The organism is Kitasatospora sp. NPDC038210, from assembly GCF_055600605.1.
Genome location: NZ_JBVJYK010000002.1, coordinates 422,059 through 440,219, shown reverse-complemented (window position 1 = coordinate 440,219; position 18,161 = coordinate 422,059). Strand labels below are relative to the sequence as shown.

Sequence of the window (18,161 nt, the reverse complement as noted above, 5' to 3'; positions counted from 1 at the left end):
TTCCGCGATACAGAATTTCAACGGTTTGTTGAAGAGGTCGCCGGGACTCTACTCCTCCCCGACAGCGAAGGGAACGCCGGTGGTTGCGACCCCCGACACAGCATCGACGACGGGCGCCGACCGCGCGAGCGGCGGCGTGCAGTCCGTCGAACGCGCCTTCCAACTCCTGGAGGCGCTGGCCGACTCGGGCGGCGTGGCCACGCTCAGCGAGCTCTCCACCAGTTCCGGCCTCCCGATGCCGACCATCCACCGCCTGGTTCGTACCCTCGTGCAGCAGGGCTATGTCCGCCAGGACACCGCCCGCCGCTACACCCTCGGCCCCCGGCTGATCCGCCTCGGCGAGACCGCCGGCCGCCTGCTCGGCAGCTGGGCCCGCCCCTACCTGGCCGAACTCATGGAGGCCACCGGCGAGACCGCGAACCTGGCGGTACTGGAGGGCGGCGAGGTGGTGTACGTCGGACAGGTGCAGTCGCGGCGCTCGATGCGGATGTTCACCGAGGTCGGACGGCGGGTGCAGCCGCACTGCACCGGCGTCGGCAAGGCGCTGCTCGCCCAGCTCCCCGAGGAGGAGGCGCGCGCCGTACTCGGCCCCAACCCGCTGCCGGCGCACACGGAGTACACGGTCACCGACCCGCAGGAGCTGATGCGCCAGCTCGCCGAGGCGCGCGAGCGCGGCTACGTCGTCGACGACCAGGAGCAGGAGATCGGCGTCCGCTGCATCGCGCTCGCCGTCCCGGGCGCCCCGACGCCCACCGCCCTCTCGGTCTCCGGGCCGGAGGCACGCATCCGGGCGCTGGAGGAGCAGGCCGGCGCCGCCTCGCTGGTTCCGGTGATGCACCAGATCGCCACCCGGCTCGGGCAAGTCCTGGCACCCTGACCCTCCGTCAACCCGCCTGGGGGTCAGGCGAGTCGGGACGATCTCGGCGGGCGGGGAAGGACCGGTGCGGCGGGCGGGGAAGGACCGGCGCGGCGGGCGGGGCTGGGTCGTCTCGCAGGACGGGGCGACCGTTGCGGAGCGGGCAGGACGACCGCCGCCCCGCAGGGCAGGGCGACGGCCGGGCGTCCTCCGTTCGAGCGCACGGCGGGCGGGGCGGGTCGGGTCGCGCCAGGTCACGGCAGCGGCTCGGCCACCCTGGTGCCGACGCGGCCCGCGACGGTGCCGGCCGCCGGAGCACGAGAGCAGGGTGACCGGGATGAGACACCGGGATGTTCGGGGTGGCGCGGACCCGCGGCGCGGCGCGAGGGCCGGGGGGTTCGGCGGGGTCGGGGGCTTCGGCCGGGTCGGGCTGGTCGCGGTCGTGACGGCGAGCTGCGCGGCGACGGTGCTGATCACCGGCCCGTCCTGGGCGCTGCGTCGGCCTGAGCCACGCCCGGCGGTGGATGTCGTCACGCCGAACGCGCCGAACGCGCCGGTCGTGCCGGTCGTGCCCGTCGTGCCGGTCGCACCCGGCGGGTCCGCCGGCCCCGGGGCGTCGACGCTGCCGGCCCTGGTCGCCCAGCCGTCCCACTCCCGCCTGCAGGTCGTCCGGCTCGACCCGGAGGCGGCAGCGCCCGACGGCACCACGACGATCCACGCCTTCGTCGCCAACCGGGGCCCGGAGACCACCGCCTCCCCGTTCACGGTCGTGGTCACCCTGCCGCCGGGGGTGACCCCGGAGGGCCCGTTCTTCCCCGAGGACTGCGAGGTGTTCCAGGGCGGCCACCGGGTGCGCTGCGTCTTCGGCCCGGGCCTGAAGGAGGGGCGCAGCGCGACCGCCCTCGTCCCGGTCCGGCTGGACCCCGACCTGCCCGTGGGCACCCTGAGCGGCGGCTGGGTCGCGGTGCGCAGCGCGGACGACCAGGACGAGAGCAACCACCGGCAGCCGTTCGACATCACGGTCGTCAAGCCGGCCGACGGCTCCTGAACCGCGTCGTCCCACCGGTCACCGGCCGCCGGTGAGCGGCTGCCGGCTTCCGGTGACCGGTGGGACGTCCTACCCGACTACCGGTAGACGCGGACGTAGTCGGCGGCCATGGTGATCGGAGCGGTCCCCTGCGGCGCGGGGTGGTACTGGCCCGCGCACACCGAGAGGTTGAGGATCAGGTACGCCGACCAGTTGGCGCCGACGCCCTTGCCGTCCGAGAAGACCTTCGCGCCGTTGACGTACCAGTCCACCGAGTTGGCGCCGTAGTAGGTGCCGATGGTCACCCACTGGTCCTTCGCGACGGCGCTCGCGTCGGTGTAGTACTTCGCGTTGCCGGGGTTGACGTGGTTGGTCAGCTCCAGCAGGTTCGGGTTGTCGGGGTGGTACTCGAAGGAGTCGACCTCGCCGTTGCCGTTCTTCCAGGTCCACAGGGCGGGCCAGGCGCCGGTGCCGGCGGGCAGCTTGACCCGGGTCTCGGCGTAGTCGCCGGTCTTGACCTGGAAGCCCTCGCCGGAGCCCTCGGTGGTCAGGAAGCCGGTGTTCCAGGACTGCTTGCCGTTCTCCAGGACCGGGCCGCCGGAGGTGGCGGTGAAGGTGGCGACCCCGTTCGCGACGCTGACGTTGTTCTTGTTCAGCCAGTCCAGCTTGTTGTCGTCCGGGTTGTGGTTCCCGTACTTGTAGGCGGTGCTCTTGTCGCCGACCCAGCGCTGGCCCCAGGAAATGGCGCTGTTGAACTCGTCGGACCAGGTCAGCGACTTGCCGGCGACCGGGGAGGACGGCGCGGGGGTGGTCGGGCTCGCCGTGGCGCTCGGGGTCGGCGCGGGGGTCGCGGTGGCGCTCGGGGTCGGCGTGGCGCTCGGGGTCGGCGCCGGGGTGGCCGTCGGGGCCGGGGCCGGGGCCGGGGTGGCCGTCGGGGCCGGGGCCGGGGCCGGGGTGGCGGTGGCCGAGACCACCAGCTGCTGCGAGGGCAGGTTGTGCCAGACGCCGCCGAGGTCCTGCCAGAAGCCGAACTGGGTGTACGTCCCGGCCGGCAGGGTGCGCGTGCCGCTGGTGAAGTTCACGCCGCTCGGGCAGATCTGCACGTTGGAGGCGTTGCCGGGGAAGTCGAGGTTGGTGCCGCGCGCGTCGCGCACGCCCACGCCCACGGTCTTGGCGGTGAAGCAGGCCGAGGAGTGCAGGCCGAGCGAGGCGGTGGCGGCCTTGCCCGCGACCATGGTGGCGGGGGCGAGCCGGTCCTGGGTGACGGTCGGCGCGGTGGCCGCCTGGGCACCGGTGACGGACGGCATGCCGAGCAGGCCGGCGCCGCTGATGGCGAGCGCCCCGGTGGCGGCGAAGGCCGCGTTGCGGCCGCGGTGGGAGGGGCGGGCGTGACGCGGTGCACGGCGCCGGGCAGCAGGCTTGGGCATGAGGTGACCTCTGCGACGCCTGCGAGGTTAGCTGTCGGGTTCGGGCTGCAGTTGCCCGGCCGCCTGTGGAGCGGCTTCACCCCTAGCCTCGACCCGTACGCGCGAGCGCACGGGTCGGGCGCCGACCTTGGTTTCCCCGCTCCCGTCCGCTTTGGTGCTCGGTGACCCGCCGACGGGTGGACGGGACTCGGCGTCCCGGCGGCGGGGTCCGCCAGGGGCGGACGACCGTTGCAGGCTAGGCAGGCCGTACGTGAACGGACAACTCCGGCGGACGGGTTGTCGCGCAGCTCACAGTGGTGTCGATCAACGACGCTGTGTGGCGGCGGAGTTGATCAGTTCACGTGGCCTGGAACGATGCCCGGCGGGGTGGCTCTGCGGGTGTCCGGCCGGGCGTTCCGGTTGCGCGCTCCGGTTGCCCGTTCCGGTCGGGCGTTCAGCCGAGCCAGGCGTCCACCTGGCTCTCGGCCTCCGGCGCCCACCCGAGCTCCAGGTGGTCGAGGCCGCTCAGCAACCGGGTGCCGCCGACCGTCGCGATGCCGGTGGTGTCCAGGGCGCTCGCCGTGAACACGATGCCGTCGCTGGGCCCGCGGTTCTCGTTGAGCACGCCCGGGATGTGCGCCGACCCGCCGGCCAGCAGGTAGGTGCGCACCGCGGCCGGGATCCCGGCCTGCTGGAGCGGGGCGATCAGGGAGCCCGCGTCGATCGCCGCCTGGATGCCCTGTCCGGAGGTGTAGAACCCCTGGCCGCCGTAGTAGGTGGTCCACCAGTCCTGGGCGCTGCCGTCCACTCCGTACCTGCCGTCCCAGCGGGCGAGCAGCTGGCGCTGGCCCGGGTAGCAGTCGTACCCGCCGGCCGGCAGCACGCCGAGGCAGGGTTGCGCGGTGTACGTGCCGTAGCAGGTCATGTACAGGTGCGGGGACGGCGCGTTGGCGGTGCCGCCGCAGGCCGGCCACGTCGCCAGGTCGAACGACCAGCCGTGGGCGTAGACGTAGTCGAGCCCGCCGTTCGGCCCGCCGAGGGTGACCAGACGGCGCACGTCGCCCGCGTACGCCCGCCCCCAGGACGGCCGCACCGAGGACACGTACGCCCTGGCGGCGACCTCGCCCTTGCTCCAGGCGACCACGTCGACCTGCGGGGCCCCGAGGCGGGCCCGGATCAGCGCGATCGCGTCGCCGACGGCCTGCGCCTGGAGCAGGTTGTCACCGTGTTTGTGGGCGAAGCCGATGGCGAAGACCCGGTGGCCGGTGCCGGCGAGGTACTGGGCGAGGCCGGTGGACGGGCACGTCGCGGCGCCGCAGGTGCCGCTCTCCCCCGGGTTCGCCCAGGCGCGGTCGGCGTTGTCGTTGGCGCCGTGGACCAACAGGACGGGCGTGGCCCGGCTGCCGGTGTCCCAGCCGGTGGCGGAGTAGAGCAGGAAGCGGCCGGAGGAGGGCTCAGCGGTACCGAAGTACGTCCGGCGGGCTCCGTCCTGGTCGCCGCGGCCGTCGGACGGGAACTGCTCGGTGCGGAAGCCGGGGGTGGTGTCGAGGTAGCGCTCGACCTCGGCCCAGCCGTTGCCGGGGGCGGGGAAGGCGGCTTCCAGGGTGAGGGCCGCGGTGGCGGTCCCCGCTCGGGCGGGGGCGGTCTCCGCTCGGGCGGGTGCGGTCTCCGCTCGGGCGGGTGCGGGGGTGGAGGTGCCGAGGAGGAGGGCGGCGAGGGCCAGTAGGACGGCGGTGAGCGTGGTGGGGGTGCGTCTCACGCGGGCGTGTCTCGCGCTGGTACCGGTCGTGGGGGTGCGTCTCATGGCCGGACGGTAGGACCGGTGCGCGACGGGTGCCCATGTGCCGGTCGCACACCCGGTGGGCAGCGCGGTGGCGATCCGTACCGTGGCAAAGCGATGACCGTGTGCACCCGGTCGGATAAATTGGAGGTCCGACATCTTACGCAGTGCACAACACCACCACACCGGAAACGAGGAGCCGCCCCACCATGACCGCGTCCCTGCCCGCCTTCGCCGGCCGTACCTACGTCTTCCGGGCCGACAACGGCGCGGCCTTCCGCAACACCTACTCGGCCGACGGCACGCGGCTGCGCTGGGAGGGCCTCGGCGAGTCCGCGGGCCAGTGGGAGGACGTGCGTCTGCACGTCGCGGAGGTCGCGCCGGAGATCTACTTCGTCAGCTGGACGGAGCAGAGCGGGATCACCGTCAGCCACGTGATGGACCTCAACGAGCTGACGGTCCGGGCGTTCTGGACCTTCGAGGGCGAGGGCGGACGGGTCGGGCAGCTGCACACCGGGACGCTGGAGCGCGTGGCCTGAACCGCGGGACGACCGAACCCCCGGGGCCTGCGTTCAGGCCCTGGGGGTTCGGTCGTTCGGACGGTCCTCAGGCGGTCGGGTTCGGGACCCTGAGGTGCTGGGACAGCCACTCCAGCGAGGACGGCAGCAGTGCGCTCCAGGTCTCGAAGTTGTGGCCGCCGTTCTCCAACATGCTGTACGAGACGTTCATCGGGCTCCGCGCGGCGTCGACGAAGGCCTCGGTCTCCCGCCGGTAGTCGCCGTCGCCCTTCTTGGTCCCGGCCAGCAGCAGGGACACGTTCGGCTGGGGCAGGTTCTTCAGCCGCCACATCAGGTTGGCCTCGTCGCGGCGCTGCTTGCTGCCGCCGAAGAGGTCACCGGTGGTCGGGTCGTCGGCGGCGTCGTAGTAGGCCGAGAGGGCGACTGCCGTCGGGAAGACGTCCGGGTGGCGCATGGCCAACTTGAGCGCGCAGTAGCCGCCGGTCGAGTTGCCCATGAAGGCCCAGGCCTGCGGGTCCGAGGAGACCCGGAAGCTGGCCTGGATCGCCGCAGGCACGTCCTTGGTGAAGTACGTGTCGGACTGCGGGCCGTTCGGGACGTCCTCGCACTCGGTGTCCTGCGGCAGCGCGGGCGAGGGGCGCATCAGGACCATGACGGTCGGCTGCATCCGGCCCTCCTGCAGCAGCTTGAGCGCCGCGCCCGGGTAGTTGAACCGAGTGATCAGGTTCTCGGCGATTCCTGGGAATCCGGTGCTGACGATGACGGCCGGGAACTGCTTGTGCGCGTACTCCGGCTGGAAGTACTGCGGGGGCAGGTAGACGTAGCCCTCGGTCGACAGCCGGCTGACCGCGCCGTCGATCCGGACCTTGCGGATCTCGCCCGACTGGCCGGGCTCACGGCCCATCGCGCCACCGCCCTTGACCGAGGCGTGGCCGATCGTCTCCACCAGGAGGCGCCCGGAGGCGTCCGCCTTGTTGTGGATCACCACCGGGCCGGTGTCGCCGGTGCCGAGCAGGTCGTCCCAACTGCTGTAGAAGGCGAAGTAGTTGTTCGCCACCAGGCCCAGGGCCGAGAGCACCGCGAGCTGGGTGACGAGCAGTGCGCCGATCCGGCCGATCACCGCCTGCCAGGTCTTCCTGGCCAGCCTCGGCCACAGCCAGACCGTGCCCCCCATCGCCACGACGGCTATCAATACGGTCAGCGCCAACATCTTGTGGCTCGTCAGACCCATGTCCTGCTTGCTCCCACGCCTCGAACTCCAGTCCCCTCCGCTGGGGACATCCGAGGAGGTCACCCCGGTTCCCCCGCCGGGGCGCGATCACCAACCCTAGCGCCAGCTGGGAGAAGCCTGATGACGGCTGGGAGGTTGCGGGGAACGGCCGGACTTCAGGTTTCAGATGACAGACAACAGATGACAGATTTCGAAATCTGTCATCTGTCATCTGTTGTCTGAAACCCTTCTGGCACCTCTCCCCCCGCCCGCCCCGCGTCGAGGCCCGCACGGGCTCAGGACACCCGCTCCCAGAGCCGCAGCCCCGCCGTGAGCTCGCGCATGCACCGTGCGCCCAGGTCGTGCGGGGACCCGGGGCCGGTGGCGGGGGCGTCGGAGGAGGCCCACTGCTCCAGCGCCACTCGGATCGCCGCGGTCGCGGCGGCGGCGGCCAGCCGGATCTCCAGCGGGTCGGTGCCCTCCGGGCAGCGCTCGGCGAGGACGGACCGCAGGCGCGCCTCCGAGCCGGCGTGGACGCGCTGCCAGGCGCCTTCCAGACGCGGGTCGCGGAGCAGACTGCGGGTCCACCGCATCATCTCGGCGCCCGCGTCGTCGGCCGGCGTCAGCGAAGCGACCGCTGCACTCTCCAGCGCCTGACGCAGCGGCAGGTCGGCGGAACTCTCGGCGAGTTGCTCGACCCACTGCCGTCCGCCCGCGGCGAGCAGCGGGGCGACGGCGTCCTCCTTGACCGAGAAGTACCGATAGAAGGTGCGCAGCGAGATGCCCGCGGCGAGGGCGATCTCCTCGGCGGTGGTGGCGTCCGCCCCCTTGTCGGCGAACAGTGCGGCGGCGGTGCGGGCGATCTCCAGCCGGGTGGCGTCACGGCGGCGCTGATTCAGGGTCGGGCGTCCGGTCACGGGGTCAGCCTACGCGGCCGAGTGCCACTGTGGCGCATCATGCCCGCATGACACTTCGAGACTTGTTGGCACGACGTGCCACTTGGGCGTACCGTGCCTCTTGAGGTCGAGAGACCACGAACGAACGGAGTACCACCATGGAGCGCTTCAGCGGACGGAACGTCCTGATCACCGGCGGCGGCTCGGGCATCGGCCAGGCGACCGTGCACCGGATCCTCGCCGAGGGCGGGAAGGTCGTCGCCGTCGACGTCAACGAGGACGGCCTGAAGAAGTCCCTGGACCGCGCGACCGCCGACGGCACCGCGGACCGCCTGACCCTCCGGGTCCTGGACATCTCCGACGAGGCAGCCGTCGTCGCGGGCGTCGGCGCGGCGGTCGCCGAGCTGGGCGGCCTGGACGTCCTGGTCAACGCGGCCGGCATCCTCCGCGCGTCGCACACCCACGAGACGACCCTGGACTTCTGGAACAAGCTCCTCGCGGTGAACCTGACCGGCACCTTCCTGATGACCCGCGAGGCGCTGCCCGCGCTGCTCGCCGGCGGCAAGGGCGTGGTGGTCAACTTCAGCTCCACCTCCGCGACTTTCGCCCACCCCTACATGGCCGCGTACGCCGCGACCAAGGGCGGCATCCAGTCCTTCACGCACGCCATCGCCTCGGAGTACTCGAAGCAGGGCCTGCGCGCGGTCTGCGTCGCCCCGGGCAGCATCGACAGCGGCATGACCAACAACCCCGGCCTGCCCGCCGACACCGACCTCAGCCTGCTCGCCAAGCTCTCCCCCGCCCTCGGCCAGGGCTTCGCGGGCCCGGAGACGGTGGCCGGTGTGATCGCCATGCTCGCCTCCGACGACGGCGCCTTCGTCACCGGCACCGAGCTCCGCATCGACGGCGGCACCCACATGTGACCGCCGCCCCCGAACCGCGGGGTCTGTGCCGGCCCCCGTACGGCACAGGCCCCGCTCGTGTTCGGCCCCCTGTCTCGGGCGGCGTGCCGCGGCTCAGTGGAGGGGCTTGGCCAGGACGATCTGAGCGGCTGCGGCTGCGGCAGCGGCAGTGGTTGCGGCTGCGGCTGCGGAAGGGGCTTCGGCTTCGGCTTCGGCTTCGGCTTCGGCTTCGGCAGAAGCCTCGGCCGGCGTCAGGGGCATGAAGCCGTGGCGTCGGTACAGGGCGAGGGCGGGGGCGTCGGCCGGAAGGACGGCGAGACGGAGGACGCGCCAGAGCGGCCAGTCGGCGGTCGTGAGGGTTCGCAGCGTCACCATGGTCAGCACCGCAGGCAGCGCGTCCGGTGTCCGTCAGCCCGTTCCGGCACGGGCGTGACGGCCCCCGGGGATCGCTCCGTCGCCGGCGTCCCGGCGTGCGGCCAGGGCGTTGCCCAGCGCGGCGACGGCGGCCCCGAGCAGGACGAAGGCCGCCGCCGTCAGGACGCAGGCCCCGGACACCCGACGGTAGCCGCCGTGCCGGCCGGGGTCGAGGAACACGTACGGGTACCAGTCGATCGCGTAGCCGCGCAGCAGCGCATAGGTCAGGTACACCAGCGGGAACGCCATCCAGCCGAGCGCCGCGACCGGGCGGATGCGCCGGGTGGGCGGGTCGACCAACCAGTCGGCGAGCACGACGAGCGGCAGCACGCGGTGCACCACGTCGCTCACCCACGGGATCGTCTGCTGCTCCGGATACGTCGCGAGGTGCGTGCCGTAGAACAGCCCGGCGACCACCAGGTAGAGCACGACCGCCCCGCGCACCTCGTCCGGCACCGGGCGGCGTCCGGTCAGGCCCGCCCAGCCGCCGTATCCCAGGACGGCGGTGCCGGCGAGGGCGCTGAGGTTGGTGAAGTAGCTGAAGAAGTTCACCACCCCGGGGGAGTCGGTCGCCGCACGGTAGCCGGAGAAGCAGAGGGCGACGGCGACGAGGGCCGCCACGGCGAGCCGGGCGGGTGCGAGCCACGAGTGGGCCGGTTGTGCGGGCATCGTCGGGACCGCCTCTCTGGGGGCGCCCCTCATCCGGCTGGAGGGCTATTCGGATTCAAACCCGGGCGGGAGGAGTCGGCCACAGGAGCGCGGGCGAGCGGCGCGCCTCCTGCCCGGGTCTGCCGAGGTCACGGCGTGCGCCAGTCCGCGGCGAAGGCGGCCGCCGGGTTGGCGGTGAGGAGCAGCTCGGGCAGCTCGGGACCGAAGGTGCGGGCGAGGCGCGGGGCGAGGTCGGTGAGCAGACGGGTCGGGCCGCCTGCCTGTCGTGCGGTACGGGTCGTGGTGTCGGCGCCCAGCAGCAGCTGGCCGGCGTGCCCCGCCTCGACCAGGTCGGCGATCACGTCGAAGGCCTGCAGGTCGGCCGGGTGGCCGGAACGCGAGGGACTGTCCAGCGCGAGGTGGACGCCCTCGGCGGCGAGACTGCGGTACACGGCGCGGTCGGGGAAGCGGGTGAGGTGCCCGAGGATGATCCGGTCGGGCCGGACTCCGTTCCGGCTGCTGAGCCGGAACAGGACCTCGTGCGGATCTCCGTCGGGTTCGAGGTGGACGGCGATCGGCGCGCCGGTGGCGTGGTGGGCCTCGGCGGCTGCGGCCATCGTCCCGCGGGTGTGCGGGGTGGCGGGGCCGGCGTCGTCGGCGACCTTGATCAGCCCGGCCCGGACGGCGCGGGATGCGGTGGATGCGGTGGATGCCGTGGATGCCGTGGATGCCGTGGATGCGCCGGGCATGGCGGGCACGCCGGATGCACCGGGCACGCCGACGGTGTCCGGGGACGGCTCGGCGCCCGGCAGTCCGGTGGTGAGCTCGGCGACGAACCGTGCGGCGAGGTCGTCGGGGGCGGGGTCGGTGCCCGGCGGGTAGTGCACCGCCTGGTGCGCGCCCGTGGCGGCGACGACGTGGACGCCGGTCCTGCGGGACAGGGCGGCGAGGGCGGCCGCGCCCCGGCCCATGCCGAACGGGGTCCACTGCACGAAGGCCCGGCCGCCGACGGCCGCGTAGGCGCGCAGGACGTCCTCGGCGGCAGCCGGATCGTCCAGTTCCTGTCCGGGGAGCAGCGGGCTGCGGATGAACAGGTGGTCGTGCGAGTCGGTGATGCCGAGGCGGGCGGGATCGAGGTCGCCGAGGACGGTACGGACGGTGCGGCTCATGCTTCGTCCTCGGGGGTCTCGGGGGCGGGCGCCGGGTCGGCGGCGGCTTCCGCGAAGGTGGCGGTCGCGACGCGCAGGCCGGCCAGGGCCTTGGGGAGCCCGACGTAGGGGGCGAGGTGGAGGATGACCTCGGTGACCTCCTCCCTCGTCATGCCGATCCGCAGGCCGTAGCGGACGTGGTCGGCGAGCTGGGGATCCACGCCGCCGAGGGCGGTGAGGGCGGCCAGGTTGGCGATCTGCCGGTCGCGCAGGGCGAGTCCGAGACGCTGGTAGGTGCCGCCGAAGAGGCTGGTGACGATCCAGTCGGGGAAGCCCGGGGCGAGCGCGTCCAGGCCCCGGAGGGTGGCGGCGGCGCCCGGGCCGGCGAGTTCGGCGAGCAGGGCGTAGCCGGCTTCCCGGTCGAGTGGCGCGGGGGTGAGCGGGGCATTGGTGAGCGGGGCATTGGTGAGCGGGGCGGAAGTCATCGGGGTGTCCTGGCCTTTCACCAGTGGCGACCGGTCGGCAGCCGGTCGAGTTCGGGGCGGGAGAGGTGCAGCACCTGGTAGCGGATGCCGGGCGCGTCCTGCGGGGCCGGGCCGCGCCACAGGGCGAGGCGGAGCAGTTCCCAGCGGCTCGGGTCCACGGCGACGGCGGCGGTGTGCAGGGCGGGGTCCGCGGGGAGTTCGGCGAGGGCCCGCTCGACGGCCTCGGCCGGGTCGACGGCTTCCGGCAGCCGTACGGTGTCGCGGGTGGCGGTGGTCGGGTCGGCCTCCCCCGCGACGCCCGCTCCGCCGCGCGCCAGCCCCGATCCGAGCCAGTGGTGGACGACCGGGCGGCCGAAGTCGGCGCTCAGACCACGGAAGCCCGGGCCCCAGAGGAAGCCGTTCATGCCCTCGGCGGTGCGCCAGAGGTAGAACGGCGCGTACTGGTTGACCGCGGAACCGTCCCGGCCGCGCTCGCGGACCAGGTACGCCTTGAGGCCGAGGCCCGGGTGGGCGTCGAGCAGGTGGCCCTTGTCGGCGACGCGCTTGCGGATGATGCCCATGTCGTAGTCGGCGGGGAGGGTGATCTCGTACTGCATGGCGTGCACGGCGGGGCTCCTCGGGGTCGGTGGGGCGACGTCGGGCCGTCGGCCGGGTGCGTTCGGTCGGTCCGGTTCGGCCCGCTCATGGGGGCTCGGCCGGCTCATGGGGCTCGGCCCGTGCCGTCAGGCCGTCCGGTGTGCCACCAGCAGGCCGAGGGCGCCGCGGACGGCCTGGTCGAAGGGCTCGGCGCTGTCGGCGGCGCGCGCCAGCACGTAGCCGCCCTGGACGACGGCGACCACGGCGGCGGCGGTGTCGGCCGGGTCGACCCCGGGGGCGAACTCGCCGCCCGCCTGGCCTTCGGCCACCAGATCGGCGATCCGGCCGCGCAGCCAGTCGAAGGTCTCCTCGACGGGGGCGCGCAGCTGCGGGTCGGCGATCACGTCCGGGTCCTGGGCCATCCGGCCGATCCGGCATCCGCGCAGGACGTCGCGGTCACGGCGCAGGTACGAGGCGATCCGGTCGTAGGCGCTGCCGGGGGCGGCGAGGTCGGCCTCGGCGATGCCCCGGATCTCCCCGGCGCTTCGGCGCAGGGCGACGGCGGCGAGGTCGGGCTTGCCGGTGAAGTGGTGGTACATGCTGCCCTGGCCGATGCCGGAGCGCTGCTGGATGGCCTTCGGACTGGTGCCGACGTAGCCGCGCTCCCAGAGGAGGGCCTGGGTGCTCTCGATGAGGCGGTCCTGAGTGCTCATGCAGGCACTGTACATACCAGTAGGTACAAACAGCCAGCCCTCTTCCGGATCTGGCTTCCGGCTCGTTCCGAACAACAGGCTTCCGACTTTCGGCTTCCGGCTCCCGACTTCCGAGACGAACCTCCGCGACGAGCCCCGGCGGCTCCTCGGGCGGGCTTCCCGGGCGACTTCCGGGGCGATTCCCGGAAGCGCCTTCGGCCGCCGAACGATTGAGGGCCGTGCGCCGCCCCCCGGCGGCCACGGCCCCTCGACCGTTCGTCATCCCCCGTACCACCGAGGGGCATTCCGGCCCGGCCGGTGGCGCGCGTCACGTCACGCACGGTTGTCGGCATCACGCCCCGCAGGGGGTGCACGGCGCGCTGCGCGGGCGGACGGCGGAGCGTCAGCCGAGGGCGCTCGCGCCGGATCGCGGGAGCCACCCCGCCCGCGGGCAGCTCCAGTTGCTCGCGCCGCGCTCCACTGGCGTGCGCACCGACGGTCCTCCGCCCGGACGGGCAGCGGCCGGAATCGGGCCGAAGCCTTGATCGATCGGGGGCGGCTGGCAAGATGTCCGGCATGAACTACCTCGCCGCGGATGACCGCTATGCCTCGATGACCTACCGGAAGGCCGGGCGCAGCGGCGTCCAGCTGCCCGCCGTCTCGCTCGGGCTCTGGCACAACTTCGGTGACGCCCAGCCGCTGGAGGTGCAGCGGGCCGTGCTGCGCCGGGCCTTCGACCGGGGCGTCACGCACTTCGACCTGGCGAACAACTACGGCCCGCCGTACGGCAGCGCCGAGCGCAACTTCGGCTACCTGTTCGCCCAGGACTTCCGGCCGTACCGGGACGAGCTGTTCATCGCGACCAAGGCAGGCTGGGACATGTGGCCCGGCCCGTACGGCAACGGCGGCAGCCGCAAGTACCTGCTGGCCAGCCTCGACCAGTCCCTGGAGCGGATGGGGCTGGACTACGTCGACGTCTTCTACTCGCACCGCTACGATCCGGACACCCCGATCGAGGAGACGATGGGGGCGCTGGACAGCGCGGTGCGCTCGGGGAAGGCGCTGTACGCGGCGATCTCCAACTACCCGGCGGAGCAGCACCGGGAGGCGGTCGCGATCCTGCGGGAGCTGGGGACGCCGGTGCTGATGAACCAGTCGGCGTACTCGATCCTCAACCGGTCCGTCGAGGAGGGCGGCGTGCTGGACGCGGTGGGCGACACCCAGACCAGCCTGATCGCCTACTCGCCGCTGGCCCAGGGGCTGTTGACGGACCGCTACCTCACCGGTGACGTGCCGGCGGGCTCGCGGATGTCGGTCGGGAAGTTCCTGACCGAGGAGGCGCTGACCGGGCAGAAGCTGGAGCAGCTGCGGGCGCTGAACAAGATCGCCGAGGGGCGCGGGCAGTCGCTGGCACAGCTGGCGCTGTGCTGGGTGCTGCGGGACCCGCGGGTGGTGTCGGTGATCATCGGCGCCAGCAGCGTGGCCCAGCTGGACCAGAACCTCGACGCACTCGCCGGTGGGCCGCTGACGGCGGAGGAGCTGGCGGAGATCGACCGGCTGAGCCGGTGAACCGCCCGGAGGTCCGGTCGCCGGCCGCTGCGGCGGCGAGCGGCAGCTGACGGCGAGCGGGCAACAGATGACAGCTGACAGATTTCAACATCTGTCAGCTGTCATCTGTTCTCTGTTCTCTGTCATCTGTCATCTGTTCTCTGTTCTCTGTCATCTGTTCTCTGTTCTCTGTCATCTGTCCGTGATGACGTGCCCGAGGCGCCGATGAGTTCGGCATCCTTCAGGGTGAGCCCGGCGAGCGCAAGTGCGCCATGGAAGCCGGCCAGGCCGCGCACCCACCGGACGCCGATGACGATTCCACGATGCGGGACAATGCGCCGCATTCCGCACAGGCGCCCGGGTGCGGAGGACGCGGGCCTGGCGACGACGCGCGCCGGAAGCGGCAGCGCTCCACAGCAGCCGAAGCGGAAGCGGAACGTTGCCACATCATGGGATCCGCTGCTCGTCGATGCCATTCCATTCGCAACGTCATCGACACATTCCCGCAGCCCTGGCTGCCCTACGCTGAGACTCCCTCCGGCGGCCCGCCGGAGTTCCGAATCGAAACGCGAGGTGTCATGGCCGAGGCCGCCACCGCCGTCCAGAGTCCGCCGGCCGGTGCGCAGGCCGTTCAGCGCGCGCTCGGGCTGCTGCACTGCTTCCACGACAACGGCCCCGACCTGAGCGCCTCCGACCTGGCCCGCCGCATGGGACTCTCGGTGTCCACCGCGCACCGGCTGGCCCGTACGCTGGTCAGCGCCGCCTTCCTGGAACAGAACGAGCGGACCGCCCGCTACCGGCTCGGCCCGGCCGTCGCCGAGCTCGGCCAACTCACCTTCCACCAACGCGGATTGCACCTGGCCGTGCCGGAACTGGAGGTGCTCTCCCGGCGCACCGGCGCGACGGCCGACCTCGCGATCCGCAGCGGCCCGCACGCGGTGATCCTGGTCGGCGGGTCCGTCCGCCCGGACACCGGACTGGGCCTGCGCCGCCCACTGCACTCCACGGCACTCGGCAAGGTCCTGCTGGCCTGGCCGCGCCCGGGCGAGGCGGCGGCGTACGCGCTCGGGCCGCTGCAGCCCTTCACCCACCGCACGATCACGGAACCGGCGCTCCTGGAGGAGGAGTTGGCGAAGGTCCGGGTGACGGGGCACGCGCTCAACGACGGCGAATCGGCCGCCGGGGTGCGGACGGTGGCCGTCCCGGTCCTGGACCGCGCCGGACGCGCCCGCTTCGCGCTGGCGGTCCGCTCGACCCCGGCACACCTCACCGACGACCGGCTGGACTGGTTCCTGGGCCACGCCCGCACCTGCGCCGACGCCCTCGCGGTACTCCTGCTGCCGCCCGATCAGCGCGCCTGACCCATCGTCATCACTCGTGCAGCGACGGGCCCCCGTCCGTTTCGAGGACACGGGCGGCCCGCCGCTGCGGTCGGCGGTCAGCGGCCACAGGTCAGCCGTCAGACACCGGCCGGGGTGTACTTGTAGCCGACCCGGCGGACCGTAACGATCGTGTCGCGGTAGGCCGGTCCGAGCTTGCGACGCAGTCGGGCGACGTGCACGTCGACCGTCCGGCCGTCCCCGACATGGCCGTAGCCCCAGACCGCGGAGACCAGGTGGTCGCGGGTGTGCACTCGCTGCGGGTGTTCGGTGAGGTGGGCCAGCAGCTCGAACTCCAGGTAGGTGAGGTCGAGCAGCTGCCCGTCGACGTGGGCGTTGCGTCGCTCGGTGTCGACGCTGACGCCCTTCCCGGCCGGACGACCCTGCCGGACGCCCGCCGACGCGGGGGCCCCGGACGACCCTGCGGTCCCGGGCGTGCCGCCAGTGACAGCAGTGACAGCAGCGGCACCGACTCCGGGCAGGCCGGCAGTCCCGACCGGCCCAGTCGCCGCCACCGGACTCTCGGCCGGCACCAGCACCAGGTACCCGACCATCGGGCTCCCGTTCGCGCCGCCGAACTGCGTGCCGAACTGAGTGCCGTACTGGGCGAGCAGCCCCTGCGGCAGCACACCCTGCGGCAGGGCGGCGACGACGGCCGCCCCCTCCGGCAGCGCGGCGAGCAGCGCCGGCGGGGCCGGCGGGACGACCGCCCCCGACTGCGGCGCGGCGGCCGTCGGGGCCGCCGCCGAACGCGCCGAGCCGGTGTGCGACGGGCGGACGGCCGCGGGCCACCGGTCGCCGACCGAGCCGGGAACAGCCGGAGGAACGGACGGAGCGGAGGGAACGGAGGAAACGGACGGGCCGGAGGGGACGGTCGGCACCGTGCGGACCGCGCGCAGGTGCGGGGTCGCGGTGGGCAGGGGGAGGGTGGCCGTGGAGGAAGGAGACATGGTGTGCCGCTCATTTCGCGCGTGACGGACGGGGTGGAGTCGTCTGCGCGTCGACCGGGCGTACTGCCGGGGCTGGACCGGACGGAACCGGGTCAGCGGGCGGAGAGCCGGGACGCGCTGGGCGAACCCGGACACGTCTGATCGAACAGGTGCGGCTGCCGGGACGGCCAGAAGGGCTCCAGGTCGTGGCGACCCCGTCGGCTGTCCTCGGCGCGGCTCGCGCGCCCGTTCCACCGTCCGGTCCGTCGACCGCCCGCGCACATCGCGGTGGCCGCAACACTCGTTCGGGTACGGCCGACGGCGGCGGGTGCAGGTCTGGGGCAGACGATGTTCACTGGTGGTCTCTCCGCTGGGCGGGTCCGGTTGGTCGGCCGCGGCACGCCGGAGGGCGGTCCGCTACGGCCTGGTCGACGGGATCGACGGTGCGCCGGGCGGTGGCTGGTGGGCCGGGAGCGCCGGGGACGTACCGGGACGGGACAGGCCGGTCAGCGACAACACGCGCTGCAGATCAGCGCGTGGTCGATGTAGCGGCGGACGGTGAGCACCGGACCGGCAGCGCCCGAACGGGCGGAGCCGGGCATGAGGGGCCCGGACAAGACGCTGACGGTGCGTCGTCGGCCGACGGTCGTCATGCTGCCCTCCCCCTCGTTCTGTGCGCGGTCCGCACCGCTGCCGGTGCGCACCGGCGGTGCCTCGCCGGATCGTCGAAGGCCGTCCGCCGATCGGCCACGCCCGTGTGAACGGAGCGTGTCCGGGGCTCCCGACGGCACGGCCGGGCGGCCTTCGTCCACAGAGCCTTCCACGGCCGGGCGGGTCTAGGCAACCTTCCGCACACCGCCCGTCCGGAATGCGGACGACGGAATGAGACACCGGTCGAGGCGGGGTGCCCGCGAACGCCGTCGCCCGAGGCTCCCTCAGAGTCGGTCGGCAGCACGGGCCGACCCCCTACGACGCGGCACGGACGGGCCGAGCCCGCAGGTCAGGCGAGCGAGCCACCGTTCCGAGGGAGCCGACCACGGGAGCCACCGGGCCGAGGGAGCTAGCGGGCCGAGGGAGCCAGCGGGCCCGAGCTGCCCGGTGCTGCCCGGTGCTGCCCGGTCAGACCCGCGCGGGAGCGTGGCGCCGGCGCGCCGCCGCGTGCTCGACCAGCGCGACGAGCAGTTCCTTCCCGTCCTCGCGCAGCCGCACGTCGCAGAGCACCACCGGGATGTCCGGGTCGAGGTCGAGCGCGTCCCGCACCTCGTCCGGCGCGAACCGATCGGTGCCGTCGAAGCAGTTCACCGCGACCACGAACGGGATGCCGCGCTGCTCGAAGAAGTCGACGGACGGGAAGCAGTCGGCCAGCCGCCGGGTGTCCGCGATGACCACGGCGCCGAGCGCGCCGCGCGCCAACTCGTCCCAGACGAACCAGAACCGGTCCTGCCCGGGGGTGCCGAACAGGTAGAGCGCGAGACCGGGGCGCAGGTCGATCCGGCCGAAGTCCATCGCCACCGTGGTGGTGCTCTTCGCCTCCACGCCCGAGGTGTCGTCCACCGGGCGGCCCAGCTCGCTGAGCTCCTCCTCGGTGCGCAACGGCCGGATCTCGCTGACCGAACCGACCAGGGTGGTCTTGCCCGCGCCGAAGCCGCCCGCGACCAGGATCTTCACCGCGACGGCCGGACCGCCGCGCCACCGCGGGTCGTTGGGGCTCACCGGGTGGGACACGGCACCGTCCGGGCGGAGGTGG

19 protein-coding genes and 1 riboswitch are annotated in these 18,161 nt (G+C 73.3%); of the genes, 6 read left to right on the top strand and 13 right to left on the bottom strand.

The annotated features are described in order from the left end of the window. Nucleotides 1–79: 79 nt before the first annotated feature. Together ACZ7KX_RS05460 and ACZ7KX_RS05455 are read left to right on the top strand one after the other, a co-directional pair. Nucleotides 80–877 carry an IclR family transcriptional regulator gene (locus ACZ7KX_RS05460; protein ID WP_350526237.1) on the top strand — a complete coding sequence of 266 codons (798 nt, stop codon included), beginning with the start codon at nt 80–82 and terminating at the stop codon, nt 875–877. Between the two features lie 316 nt (nt 878–1,193). Continuing rightward, nucleotides 1,194–1,904 carry a hypothetical protein gene (locus ACZ7KX_RS05455; RefSeq protein ID WP_470325409.1) on the top strand — a complete coding sequence of 237 codons (711 nt, stop codon included), beginning with the start codon at nt 1,194–1,196 and terminating at the stop codon, nt 1,902–1,904. Nucleotides 1,905–1,981: 77 nt separating this feature from the next. On the opposite strand, the gene ACZ7KX_RS05450 is transcribed toward ACZ7KX_RS05455, so the two are convergent. Together ACZ7KX_RS05450 and ACZ7KX_RS05445 are read right to left on the bottom strand one after the other, a co-directional pair. Next, nucleotides 1,982–3,310 carry a glycoside hydrolase family 16 protein gene (locus tag ACZ7KX_RS05450; RefSeq protein ID WP_470325408.1) on the bottom strand — a complete coding sequence of 443 codons (1,329 nt, stop codon included), beginning with the start codon at nt 3,308–3,310 and terminating at the stop codon, nt 1,982–1,984. Nucleotide 3,311: 1 nt separating this feature from the next. Beyond that, nucleotides 3,312–3,477, bottom strand: a riboswitch (cyclic di-AMP (ydaO/yuaA leader). Between the two features lie 266 nt (nt 3,478–3,743). Beyond that, nucleotides 3,744–5,048, bottom strand: coding sequence for an esterase/lipase family protein (locus tag ACZ7KX_RS05445; RefSeq protein WP_470325407.1), 1,305 nt, complete (start codon nt 5,046–5,048; stop codon nt 3,744–3,746). A 230-nt stretch (nt 5,049–5,278) separates the two neighbouring features. Here ACZ7KX_RS05445 and ACZ7KX_RS05440 point away from each other — a divergent pair, with 230 nt between their 5' ends. Then, a complete protein-coding gene (locus ACZ7KX_RS05440; protein ID WP_350526233.1) occupies nt 5,279–5,608 on the top strand; it encodes a phenolic acid decarboxylase in 330 nt (109 codons plus the stop codon). 67 nt (nt 5,609–5,675) lie between these two features. Here ACZ7KX_RS05440 and ACZ7KX_RS05435 read toward each other — a convergent pair whose 3' ends face one another. Together ACZ7KX_RS05435 and ACZ7KX_RS05430 are read right to left on the bottom strand one after the other, a co-directional pair. Then, complete coding sequence (locus ACZ7KX_RS05435; protein ID WP_470325406.1) at nt 5,676–6,818, bottom strand: alpha/beta hydrolase; 1,143 nt, start codon at nt 6,816–6,818, stop codon at nt 5,676–5,678. 275 nt (nt 6,819–7,093) lie between these two features. Next, the gene (locus ACZ7KX_RS05430) at nt 7,094–7,714 is read right to left on the bottom strand and encodes a TetR family transcriptional regulator (protein ID WP_470325405.1); all 621 of its coding nucleotides are present in this window, start codon (nt 7,712–7,714) and stop codon (nt 7,094–7,096) included. A 137-nt stretch (nt 7,715–7,851) separates the two neighbouring features. Between ACZ7KX_RS05430 and ACZ7KX_RS05425 the strand changes: the two genes are divergently transcribed. Beyond that, nucleotides 7,852–8,616 carry an SDR family NAD(P)-dependent oxidoreductase gene (locus ACZ7KX_RS05425; RefSeq protein WP_470325404.1) on the top strand — a complete coding sequence of 255 codons (765 nt, stop codon included), beginning with the start codon at nt 7,852–7,854 and terminating at the stop codon, nt 8,614–8,616. 93 nt (nt 8,617–8,709) lie between these two features. Here ACZ7KX_RS05425 and ACZ7KX_RS05420 read toward each other — a convergent pair whose 3' ends face one another. The 6 genes from ACZ7KX_RS05420 to ACZ7KX_RS05395 form a co-directional block, all read right to left on the bottom strand. Next, entirely contained in the window at nt 8,710–8,979 is a 270-nt protein-coding gene (locus ACZ7KX_RS05420; RefSeq protein ID WP_470325403.1) for a hypothetical protein, read from the bottom strand. Nucleotides 8,980–9,003: 24 nt separating this feature from the next. Continuing rightward, the gene (locus tag ACZ7KX_RS05415) at nt 9,004–9,678 is read right to left on the bottom strand and encodes a Pr6Pr family membrane protein (protein WP_470325402.1); all 675 of its coding nucleotides are present in this window, start codon (nt 9,676–9,678) and stop codon (nt 9,004–9,006) included. Between the two features lie 128 nt (nt 9,679–9,806). Beyond that, the gene (locus ACZ7KX_RS05410) at nt 9,807–10,826 is read right to left on the bottom strand and encodes a phosphotriesterase family protein (protein ID WP_470325401.1); all 1,020 of its coding nucleotides are present in this window, start codon (nt 10,824–10,826) and stop codon (nt 9,807–9,809) included. Continuing rightward, nucleotides 10,823–11,290, bottom strand: a complete 468-nt coding sequence (locus ACZ7KX_RS05405; protein WP_470325400.1) for a carboxymuconolactone decarboxylase family protein — start codon at nt 11,288–11,290, stop codon at nt 10,823–10,825. The genes ACZ7KX_RS05410 and ACZ7KX_RS05405 overlap by 4 nt, the downstream gene beginning before the upstream one ends. Before the next feature lie 17 nt (nt 11,291–11,307). Next, nucleotides 11,308–11,895, bottom strand: coding sequence for a DUF4865 family protein (locus ACZ7KX_RS05400; RefSeq protein WP_470325399.1), 588 nt, complete (start codon nt 11,893–11,895; stop codon nt 11,308–11,310). Between the two features lie 117 nt (nt 11,896–12,012). After that, the gene (locus tag ACZ7KX_RS05395) at nt 12,013–12,579 is read right to left on the bottom strand and encodes a TetR/AcrR family transcriptional regulator (protein WP_470325398.1); all 567 of its coding nucleotides are present in this window, start codon (nt 12,577–12,579) and stop codon (nt 12,013–12,015) included. Between the two features lie 555 nt (nt 12,580–13,134). Here ACZ7KX_RS05395 and ACZ7KX_RS05390 point away from each other — a divergent pair. Together ACZ7KX_RS05390 and ACZ7KX_RS05385 are read left to right on the top strand one after the other, a co-directional pair. Then, nucleotides 13,135–14,127, top strand: a complete 993-nt coding sequence (locus tag ACZ7KX_RS05390) for an aldo/keto reductase (RefSeq protein WP_470325397.1) — start codon at nt 13,135–13,137, stop codon at nt 14,125–14,127. Between the two features lie 557 nt (nt 14,128–14,684). Continuing rightward, nucleotides 14,685–15,467, top strand: a complete 783-nt coding sequence (locus ACZ7KX_RS05385) for an IclR family transcriptional regulator (RefSeq protein WP_350526223.1) — start codon at nt 14,685–14,687, stop codon at nt 15,465–15,467. Between the two features lie 98 nt (nt 15,468–15,565). On the opposite strand, the gene ACZ7KX_RS05380 is transcribed toward ACZ7KX_RS05385, so the two are convergent. From ACZ7KX_RS05380 to ACZ7KX_RS05370, 3 genes are all read right to left on the bottom strand, one after another. Continuing rightward, nucleotides 15,566–16,435 carry a winged helix-turn-helix domain-containing protein gene (locus ACZ7KX_RS05380; protein WP_470325396.1) on the bottom strand — a complete coding sequence of 290 codons (870 nt, stop codon included), beginning with the start codon at nt 16,433–16,435 and terminating at the stop codon, nt 15,566–15,568. A gap of 485 nt (nt 16,436–16,920) precedes the next feature. After that, a complete protein-coding gene (locus tag ACZ7KX_RS05375; RefSeq protein ID WP_470325395.1) occupies nt 16,921–17,067 on the bottom strand; it encodes a hypothetical protein in 147 nt (48 codons plus the stop codon). A 466-nt stretch (nt 17,068–17,533) separates the two neighbouring features. Further along, a complete protein-coding gene (locus tag ACZ7KX_RS05370; protein WP_470325565.1) occupies nt 17,534–18,127 on the bottom strand; it encodes a GTP-binding protein in 594 nt (197 codons plus the stop codon). Between the last annotated feature and the right edge of the window lie 34 nt (nt 18,128–18,161).